Source organism: uncultured Rothia sp. (assembly GCF_937976295.1).
In the GTDB taxonomy this organism is placed as follows: domain Bacteria; phylum Actinomycetota; class Actinomycetes; order Actinomycetales; family Micrococcaceae; genus Rothia.
This window is the reverse complement of the sequence record NZ_CALJRY010000393.1, coordinates 1-9,927: the sequence shown is the minus strand read 5'-3', so window position 1 is coordinate 9,927 and position 9,927 is coordinate 1. Positions and strand designations below refer to the sequence as shown.

The window sequence follows — 9,927 nt, the reverse complement described above, 5'->3', positions numbered from 1 at the left end:
GTGGGCTTACCCACGTACTCGGGACGAACAATGTGCGAGGGGACCAGGCGCATGGGGGTGACGCGTCCGGGGGTCAGGCAACCGACGGGTGCGCGACCGGGCTCTGCGGGAAGATTATGCGAAGTATTCTTTTTGGTTGAAGACATAGTTTCATCTTACCGGGCGCGGGCGGGTTGTGTCCCTTGCGGGGGCGCTAAAAAGCGGCGGATACATAAGCCGTACCTTTTTCCCAGATTGTGAATAAAATTTCATGCACGCTCACTGTAAAACTGCGCGGGCGGAATATAGGAGAGGGGAGGAGGACCGTGAAAAGCTCCGCCCGCCTCGTTGCCACGAACCTATGTGCGTGAGAAGCTAGAAACACCAGCCCCGCACCGTCAAAGGAGAACCCATGAGCGAGAAGAAAAACCGCCTGAGCGAAGCCATCGAATCGGCGGTCGAAAAGACCCTGAACTCCGCGACCGAAGCCACCAGCCCGCATCCCGAAGAGTACTGGTACAACCTCAAAACCGGCGAGGTGGAGCGCGGCCAGCAGAGCGCCGTCACCTCCCTGTGGGGCCCCTTCAAAACCTACGAGGAGGCGGCACACGCCATGGACCGCGCCCGCGAACGCAACGAAGCTTGGGACAAGGACAGCGACTGGAACTAAAGAACTAGCGCTCCCGGCGTTGTTTGAGGCTACCAACACCACAAAACGTTTGAGACACAGAAGATCCCCGCACCCGGAAGCACCGGATACGGGGGTCTTTCTTCTAGAGCTTGTACAGCTTTCTTCTCAGCCTAAAGCCTACTCAAAGGTGTGCTCAGCCGCCGGGAACTCACCCGAACGAACCTGCTCACGATAAGCACGCGCAGCGTCCTCCATGACCTGGCCAACCTGCGCAAACTGCTTCACAAAACGCGGCACGCGACCGGCACGAACACCCATCATGTCCTGCCACACCAGCACCTGACCGGTCGTCACATTCGACGCACCAATACCGATAGTGGGCACAGCGCCCACAGCATCATCCACCAGCTGCGCAGTCTGGGTAGTCACCATTTCCATGAGCACGCAGAACGCGCCAGCCTCAGCCAGCGCCACCGCATCCTCACGAACACGCTCAGAGGCATCGCCGCGGCCCTGCACACGGAAACCGCCCAGGGCATGCTCCGACTGCGGGGTGAAACCAACATGCGCCACCACCGGAATACCGGTACGCACCAGGGCACAAACCCACTCGGCCATCGAAGCATCCGCCTCAATCTTGACCGCGTGCGCGCCGCCCTCCTTCATCAGGCGAACAGCGCTCGCCACCGCCTGCTGCGGGGACTGCTCGTACGAACCAAACGGCAGATCGGCAACCACCATGGCGCGGGAAGCGCCGCGAGAAACCGCCGCAACCAGCGGAATCATCTCATCCAGGGTAATGGTCAGGGTCGACTCGTAACCGAGCACCACATTCGCCGCAGAATCGCCAACCAGCAGCATGTCGATGCCCGCGCGATCAAAAATCTGCGCGGTCAGGGCGTCATAGCAGGTCAGCATGGAGAACTTCTGCCCGGTCGCCTTAGCCTGCGCCAGGTGAACAGTGCGAACCTTCTTGACGGTGTCCAGGTCAAAAGGCTTCTGTGCCAATGCGGATGCAGAAGCAGTCGCGGGAGTAGCGGCAGGCTGTGCCGCGTAGGGCGAAGAGATCTCGGAAGAACGCTCAGTAGTCATGCTGACTATTCTAACCCTGCACGGCTCCGACCTGGCGTACCGCTCACCCGAAGCTAATTCCAGATGAGGTTAATGTAGTAGGTCGGGAACGACGCAGCGGCGTTCTTATTCATCAGCTCCGGAATAGCGGAGGAAGCATCCTCAAACTCGCGCGGCAGATCGCGCTGAATGAGCGCCTGCTGCACCAGCGCATCCCAGTAGAGTTGGGTGATCGAGTAGGTGCAGACTTCCTGCACGACGTCCTCCGCGTAGGACTCCCACGCCTTCTTCGCCGCATCGTCAGAGCCGAAGAAACCCTCGTATCCCTGGGATAGACCCGTATCGCAGGCGCTCACCGCGTTCTTCGCGTACTGCAGCCAGTAGCTGCGGCTCAACTCATCGGTGGTGTTGAACGTAAACGCCTCATAGTCAGCCTTCAGCAGGGCGTACGACGCCTGAATTGAACCGGCAAGCGGGGCGTGCGAAGAGAAGACAATAACGTCCAGAAGAGCAGCGATGTACTCCATCTGTACCTTCTCGTACGCAATACCGGAGGGCTGAACCGGACCAGAATGCACCTGCACCAGCGCCTCCACCGCGTTGATAAAACGCTCAATGTCGGCGGTCGCCTTCACCATCAGATTCAGCAGACGCTGAACGCACTGATAATCCTCAGCAATCTGCGAGAACAAACCATAGGACAGGATGCCGCGCTCCGAAGCCGCCGTCGCTAGAATCTGGTGCGTCAACCGCTGGCTCTCCGCCTCCGCCTTCGCCACGCTTACCAGCAGGGCACCGCAATACGCCAGGGCGCGGCCATCCACCAGCTGAGGCTGCTGCTGATGCAACGGCAGAAGACGCTCATGAAGCTGACGGAAAATTGCGCTCTGCGCCAGAGCCTTCTTGCCCAGCTCCTCAGTCTTCAACAGCACGGTATCCGCCGAGAAATCACGCGGAACAAAACGGCGCGCATCCGGCGCGGTAAACGGCGAGTAGGGGCGACCCATCACCGGCTGCAACAGCGACATCGTGGTAAACAGCGAAAAACGAGCCGCCACCGGGTACAGCGAATCCGGGTAGTTCGGCGCATCCGGCGCGTTGACGCGCTCCGTGCACAGCGTCAACCAGGTCTGCTCCACCGCCCGATCAGACGTCATGCCGGCACCCATACCCAGGATGCCCTCGCCGAACGCCTCCGAAGGAAGCTTGCCGGGGTTCATGGCGCGCGCCTGCATGAGCGCCACAGCCAACTCCACCGTGTAGTTCGTGCGGCGCTTCTTGCCCGCCTCGTCAAGGTTCTGGAACGGACGCACGCCCGCAATCTTCTGACCGCGCGCCAGCGTATGCAGCTCCTTGCTCATCGCGAACTGCTGCGGCTCACGCTGCATCATCTTCGACACCTCGTAGGCGCTCTTACGGTTCAGCTTCTCACGGCGCTGAGTACCCTCCGCGGAGAGAGAATCGTACTTGCCGCGCGTTGCGTGCACATACCAGGCACGAATCAGCTGCAGCGGCAGGAAGAAGAACGCGAACTTCCACGACCACGTGAAGAGCAGAATCGGAATGACCGCAATCGACCCCACACGACCCGTATAACCGAGCCAAAGAAGCTCCACAAACGCACCCACCACAGCAAAGAGCGCCACGGTGCGAGTCCTAAACGCCACGCGGGAGGGGCGGTCCAGCAAGTAGGTCGCGCCACCCGACTTATTGTTCCTCATGACCAGCGGACCAAACGCCGCAATCGCCATAATGCACGCCAGGTAGACAATACAGAAAACAACCGGCGCCGCAATAAGCAGCAGCCACTCTAAACCGGTAGGATCAGCGGCAACAATGCTGGACGCCAGCGGAAGCTGTACGGTCGAGGGAAGAAGAATGGAATGTAGCATACCCCCATTATCGCAAGGCGACCCCGAACACGCCCCGCGAACCGTCATCTGCCAAGTATCTGAACCTGTTTGGCATCTGCGCGAAACCCACACCGCAGAAAAAGCGGGGGAGCGTTACCCCCCCGGCACAGCCCAAAATCTGAGCTACCGCCGCGCAAGAGTGAGAACAAGAGCGAGAATTTACACAAACGAAACCTCCCACCCACCCGCCACACAGCAGAACCCGATAGGCTAGAGGGACAAGGAACAGACGCCCGGTGCTCGCGCCCCGCAAGGATGCGCCCCCGACGCACCGGCACCCCAAGCGAGAGGGCAACTCATGGACCGCCAACAGGAATTCGTACTGCGCACCATCGAAGAGCGCGACATCCGCTTCATCCGCCTCTGGTTCACCGACGTGGTCGGCACCCTCAAATCCGTTGCGCTCGCACCGGCTGAGGTAGAAAGCGCCTTCGACGAGGGCTTGGGCTTTGACGGCTCCTCGATTGAGGGTTTCTCCCGCATCTACGAATCCGATATGCTGCTGCAGCCGGACCCCTCCACCTTCCAGATCCTGCCCTGGCGCGGCGAGGAAGATATCACCTCCCGCATGTTCTGTGACGTGCTCACCCCCGACGGCGAAATCAGCGCCTCCGACACCCGCGGTGTACTCAAGCGCGTGCTCAACAAGGCTGCGGAGATGGGCTTCACCTGCTACACCTCGCCCGAAATTGAGTTCTACCTGCTCGAATCTTCCAAGCTCGGTGCTGACGGATTCCCCGTGCCCGTGGACCACGAATCCTACTTCGACCACACCCCCGGCGGCATCGTGCAGGACTTCCGCCGCAAGGCAGTGACCATGCTCGAAGAAGTCGGCATCTCCGTCGAATTCAGCCACCACGAAACCGGCCCCGGCCAGAACGAAATCGACCTGCGCCACGCCGACGCCCTGCAGACCGCCGACAACGTCATGACCTTCCGCACCGTCATCAAGGAAGTCGCCTACTCGCTCGGCATGTACGCAACCTTCATGCCCAAGCCCTTCACCAAGTACGCCGGCAGCGGCATGCACACCCACTTTTCCCTCTTTGAAGGCGACACCAACGCATTCTTCGAAGCCGGTGCCGAATACCAGCTGTCCAAGACCGCACGCCACTTCATCGCCGGTGTGCTCAAGCACGCCCCCGAATTCACCGCGGTCACCAACCAGTTCATCAACTCCTACAAGCGCCTCTGGGGCGGTGGCGAGGCACCCTCCTACGTCTCTTGGGGCCACAACAACCGTTCCGCGCTCGTGCGCGTGCCCCTGTACAAGCCGAACAAGATGCAGTCCGCACGCATCGAGTACCGCGGCCTGGACTCGGCATCGAACCCGTACCTGGCGTACGCGGTGATTCTCGCAGCCGGTCTGAAGGGCATCGAAAACGAGTACCCGCTCATGCCCGCCGTGACCGAGGACCTCGCCGCCATGACCAACGCCGAACGCCGCGCCATGGGCTACAACCCGCTGCCCGCATCCCTGCGTGAAGCCATCAACATCACCGAAGAATCCGAGTTCATGGCGGAGGTTCTGGGCGAGCAGGTCTTCGAGCAGTTCCTGCGCAATAAGCGCGCCGACTGGGACCAGTACCAGGCTCAGGTGACCCCCTACGAGCTCAAGCACAACCTCGGAATCCTCTAACGGCTGGTTTCTCTCACCTCCTCGTACGATGAGTGAGCGCTGACAGCCTCAGGGCGGTACCCGCTACCGGTAACACGCCGGCGGGTACCGCCCACAGGTCTATCAATTGCACCTATCAGCTTCACCGTTCACCGCAAACTTTTACCGCTGAATTTTTAACCGCCGAAATCTTTACTCTCCACCCCTGCTCTCCACTCCACGGATCTACTCTCAATCCACAGTTCTCTACCCCACAGTTCTCACGCCATGACTGACAGCTCCCACTACCCGGCCACCGGGCTCATCCGCATTATCGACCCCGCCAAAGAACCCAAACCGCTGACCGACATCGCCCCCGACGCACTTGACGACGAGCAGCGCGCCGAAGCCGAACGCAAAGCCCAGCTGCGCCTGCGCACCCGCATGATTGCCACCGGCTTCTACGACCCGTCCAAGGCAGAACGCTGGCTTAACGCACCCGAACTGAAGCACGTCTCGCAGGATGCGCTCTTTGCCGGGCTGCGCCTCGCGCCCTCACCGGATATTGCCCTGCCCTCCCTCGTGCGCCTCATCGAGAAGCACCCGGCGGTCGCCGAGCGCGCCAACCGCGGCGAAGAAGAATTCGGCATGTACCGCCTGCTCGGTGCATCCCAGGCGATTGGCGATTTTCTCTACCGCCGCCCCGAGCACATTGACCCGCTCTTCGACACGCAGGTGTACCCGGCTGAGAGCGCGCTGATTCGCTCCCAACACCCGGCGTCGATCCTGCCGGAAACCGACGGGGAATTCCTGACCCCCATCGCACCGCTGGACACCCCCTACCGCCGCGATATCCTCACCGCCCTCGGAGCCGACCCCCACGCGGAGCGTCCGCGCGCTGCCGCCGAGCAGACCGGCAAAGACGGCTACGTGACCCTGCGCGTTGCCTACCGCGCCGCCCTGGCGCGCATCGCCCTGCTCGACGTGTGCTGTGAAGACCCGGTCGAAATGATGCCCACCATCGGTCGTCACCTCGCCGATCTTGCCGCCGCCGCGCTGGAGGGTGCGCTCGCCATTGCCCGCACCGAAGTTGCGGAGGGGCTCGGCCCCGGCCTGGCTTCGCCTCGCCGAGGCGAAGCCGTAGATGCCCTGGATCTGGCGATTATCGGCATGGGTAAGTGCGGTGCCCGCGAGCTGAACTACATCTCTGACGTTGATGTGGTGTACGTGGTTGCGCCCGTGGAACCCGCCGCCACGCCTAATACCGGGGCAGAGGGGGAGAGCACCCCGCTCAAGCTCACCGAGAACGAATGTTCCACCATCGGCACGGAACTCGTGCACGCCCTCACCCGCGCCATCATGGGCCCCGCACCCGAACCCGCCCTCTGGGAAGTCGACGCGAACCTGCGCCCCGAGGGTAAGGACGGCCCGCTCGTTCGCACCGTCGAATCCTACGTTCAGTACTACAAGCGCTGGGCCGAAAACTGGGAGTTCCAGGCGCTACTCAAGGCGCGCCCCATCGCCGGTTCGGCGCAGCTGGGCGCCCGCTACGCCCGCGCAATCGACCCCTTCGTGTGGGAGTCCGCCGCCCGTGAATCCTTCGTGGAATCCGTGCAGGCGATGCGCGCCCGCGTGACCGACAATATTCCCGCGCACCAGGTGGACCGCCAGATTAAGCTGGGCCCGGGCGGTCTGCGCGATATTGAGTTCACCGTGCAGTTGCTGCAACTCGTGCACGGCCGAACCGACCCCGCCGTGCGCACCAAGTCAACCGTCGATTCCCTGGCGGCGCTGACCGCCGTCAGCTACATTAGCCGCACCGACGCCGAAGCATTCAGTCGCGACTACAAGAAGCTACGCGTGCTCGAGCACCGCATCCAGCTGCAGCAGCTGCGCCGCACCCACCTGATGCCCGAGAAGGACGCCGAACAGCGCGCCCTCGCCCGCTCAATCCTCTCCCCGGAACGCAACGGCACGCTCTCCGCCGAGCAGATGCTCAAAGCCTGGCAGAAAATTAAACGGAACGTCCGTTCACTGCACGAGCGAATCTTCTTCCGCCCGCTGCTTGCCGCCGTTTCCACGCTCAGCCGCGACGAAGTGGTGCTCAGCGAACAGGCGGCACAGGACCGTCTGGCCGCCCTCGGCTACCGCGACCCGCGCGGCGCCATGCGCCACATCAAGGCACTCACCACGGGACTTTCCCGCAGCGCAGACATTCAGCGTCACCTCATGCCCGTGCTACTGGGCTGGTTCGCCCGCGGCGTGGACGCGGACGCCGGCCTGCTCGGATTCCGCATCGTCTCCGAATCGCTCGGCAGCACCAGCTGGTACCTGCGCATGCTCCGCGACTCACCCGCAGCCGCCGAACGCCTCAGCCAGCTGCTCTCCAGCTCGCGCCTCATGACCGACCTGCTCGAGGACGCCTCCGCCTCCATCGCCTGGCTGGACAAGGTTGCCGACCTCAAACCGCTGGGGGAGGAGGCGCTCGCCTCCGAGATTTCCTCCCTGCTGGCACGCCACGAGGATGCCGCCGAGGCGATGCGCGCCGTGCGCTACCTGCGCCGCCGCGAAACCCTGCGCACCGCCATGGGCTGGGCCCTGGGCATCGTTGACATTGAGGACACCTGCGCCGGTCTTGCCGCCATCGACGAGTGCACGATCGGCGCGGCGCTACAGATTGCCCTGCGTGAACTCCAGACGGCGCCGGAAGGTGCCGAACCTGCCAAAGCTGAGGAGGCTGCGGGGGAGAAGCTGCTCACCCGCATCGCCGTCATCGGCATGGGCCGCCTCGGCGGCGCCGAGAACGGCTTCGGCTCCGACGCGGACGTCATGTTCGTCCACGAACCCCTCGACGGTGCCGACGAAGACGCCGCACAGGAACAGGCCGCACGCATCGTGAACCGCACCCTGGCGCTCCTCAAGCAGCCCGTCAAGCCCGCCATCCGCGCCGAACGGCCCCTCGAAGTGGACGCCGACCTGCGCCCCGAAGGTAAACAGGGCGCTATCGTGCGCTCGCTGGACTCCTACCGCTCCTACTACGAACGCTGGGCGGAAACCTGGGAATTCCAGGCGCTCACCCGCGCCCGCCCCATCGCCGGCGACGAGGAGCTCGGTGAGGCTTTCGTGGAGCTCATCGACCCGTACCGCTACCCGGCAACTTTCACGCCCGAACAGGTACAGCAGATTCGTCGCATGAAGGCGCGCGTTGAGAACGAGCGCATGCCGCACGGTGCCGACCGCACCCGCCAGCTCAAGCTCGGCCGCGGCGGACTCTCCGACGTGGAATGGCTGGTCCAGCTCGTGCAGCTGCGCCACGCGCACGCCGTGCCGGGGCTGCGCACCACCTCCACCCTGAAGGCGCTGGACGCGGCGGTTGAGGCGGGACTGGTCGAGGCTGCGGACGCTGAAATCCTCAGCGGCGCCTGGCTGCTCGCCACGAAGATTCGCGGCGGCAACGTACTGCGCGGCGTACGCCAGTCGGATACTTTGCCCTCAGGTCGTGACGATTTGGAGGCGATTGCCCGCTGGTGCGGATACCCCGCCGGCAGTGCACGCGCCCTCGAAGAGGACTACCTGCGCCAAACCCGTAACGCTCGCAAGGTCTACGAGCGACTCTTCTTCGAAGAACTCTAGAACCATGAGCCAAGCGTTTTAGCGGACGCGGTTTTTATAGGGGAGGGGTGGGGAACCTGGATCCCCGCCCCTCCTTTTCGTTCTCTTCTGAAAAATTTCGTGGATACTCAGCGGACATCGTGTGCCCGCCGCAGCCCGCGCGGGAACAGCAACCATCCCCAAAACCCCGAAAATGTGACTGGCACCATGAAAATAAATTTTGCCCGCATGTCCCAAAAAAGACGCAAAATACCCCGCTTTACCCCGGAAACACGCGGAACACAGGGTGTCTAGTAAAAGATTTGGCAAACACTCAAAAACCCCGTATAGTATTTACCTGTCAGCACGACGGAGCGAAAAACTCCTCGGAATGATTCAAATTGAATACGCTGATATGCGGTTGTAGCTCAGTTGGTAGAGCACCACCTTGCCAAGGTGGATGTCGCGAGTTCAAGTCTCGTCAACCGCTCGTAAGGACTCCAAGAGTTCGAACGCGTTCCCTCGTGGAGCGTATGCGGTGAGGTGGTCGAGTGGTTAGGCAGCGGCCTGCAAAGCCGTGTACGCGGGTTCGAATCCCGTCCTCACCTCGCAACAAAACAACTGTTTTGTGAGCGCGATTGGCGCAGCGGTAGCGCGCTTCCCTGACACGGAAGAGGTCACTGGTTCGATCCCAGTATCGCGCACAGATAAAGCCCTTAGCTTTCGAGCTAAGGGCTTTTGTGTTTAACTTTTCAGTTCCTTGGGGGGCGTCCTCCTTGTTCCTACAGGGAACCCGCCCTCGCTTCGCTTCAGGCACCCTGATGTCACTGCGGAGGACACCACCCCTCCACTCTCTAAGCAAGACACCTAGCCCCGGTTCAGTAAGTGCGGGGCTTGGGTGCGCGATACCGGCATAACGAACTGGAGGGGAGGGGGCTGTCGCCTTCTCAGCCTTTTGCTGGCTCCGCCAAGCCTGTTTGGCGACGCTCGCACCGCTCAGCATCTCCGATGTCACGACGGAGGACACCGTCCCTCCGCCTCGTAGGTGAAACACTTGGCCCCGGTTCAGTAAGCGCGGGGCTTGGGTGCGCAATACCGGCATAACGAACTGGAAGGGGGAGGGGGCTGTCGCCTTCTCAGCCTTT

The 9,927-nt window shown here is 62.3% G+C and carries 5 protein-coding genes, 3 tRNA genes and 1 pseudogene; 6 read left to right on the top strand and 3 right to left on the bottom strand.

All coding sequences use genetic code 11. The annotated features are described in order from the left end of the window. Window positions 1–146 (bottom strand): annotated as a pseudogene (locus Q0216_RS10485) (type I methionyl aminopeptidase); the annotation flags it as partial. Window positions 147–391: 245 nt separating this feature from the next. Between Q0216_RS10485 and Q0216_RS10480 the strand changes: the two are divergent. After that, window positions 392–649: a hypothetical protein gene (locus Q0216_RS10480; RefSeq protein ID WP_366139836.1), complete on the top strand. Its 258-nt coding sequence runs from the start codon at window positions 392–394 to the stop codon at window positions 647–649. Between the two features lie 138 nt (window positions 650–787). On the opposite strand, the gene panB is transcribed toward Q0216_RS10480, so the two are convergent. Together panB and Q0216_RS10470 are read right to left on the bottom strand one after the other, a co-directional pair. After that, entirely contained in the window at window positions 788–1,702 is a 915-nt protein-coding gene (gene panB / locus Q0216_RS10475; RefSeq protein WP_298595283.1) for a 3-methyl-2-oxobutanoate hydroxymethyltransferase, read from the bottom strand. 53 nt (window positions 1,703–1,755) lie between these two features. Then, entirely contained in the window at window positions 1,756–3,573 is a 1,818-nt protein-coding gene (locus Q0216_RS10470) for a geranylgeranyl pyrophosphate synthase (RefSeq protein ID WP_298595280.1), read from the bottom strand. A 319-nt stretch (window positions 3,574–3,892) separates the two neighbouring features. On the opposite strand from Q0216_RS10470, the gene glnA reads away from it, so the two are divergent. The 5 genes from glnA (at window position 3,893) to Q0216_RS10445 (ending at window position 9,486) form a co-directional block, all read left to right on the top strand. Further along, window positions 3,893–5,233 (top strand): type I glutamate--ammonia ligase, encoded by a 1,341-nt coding sequence (gene glnA / locus Q0216_RS10465; RefSeq protein WP_298595278.1) that lies wholly within the window; start codon window positions 3,893–3,895, stop codon window positions 5,231–5,233. 246 nt (window positions 5,234–5,479) lie between these two features. Further along, window positions 5,480–8,824 carry a bifunctional [glutamine synthetase] adenylyltransferase/[glutamine synthetase]-adenylyl-L-tyrosine phosphorylase gene (locus tag Q0216_RS10460; RefSeq protein ID WP_298595275.1) on the top strand — a complete coding sequence of 1,115 codons (3,345 nt, stop codon included), beginning with the start codon at window positions 5,480–5,482 and terminating at the stop codon, window positions 8,822–8,824. 375 nt (window positions 8,825–9,199) lie between these two features. Continuing rightward, a tRNA-Gly gene (locus tag Q0216_RS10455) sits at window positions 9,200–9,272 on the top strand. A gap of 47 nt (window positions 9,273–9,319) precedes the next feature. Continuing rightward, a tRNA-Cys gene (locus Q0216_RS10450) sits at window positions 9,320–9,390 on the top strand. 24 nt (window positions 9,391–9,414) lie between these two features. Beyond that, window positions 9,415–9,486 (top strand) — tRNA-Val (locus Q0216_RS10445). Window positions 9,487–9,927: the final 441 nt, after the last annotated feature.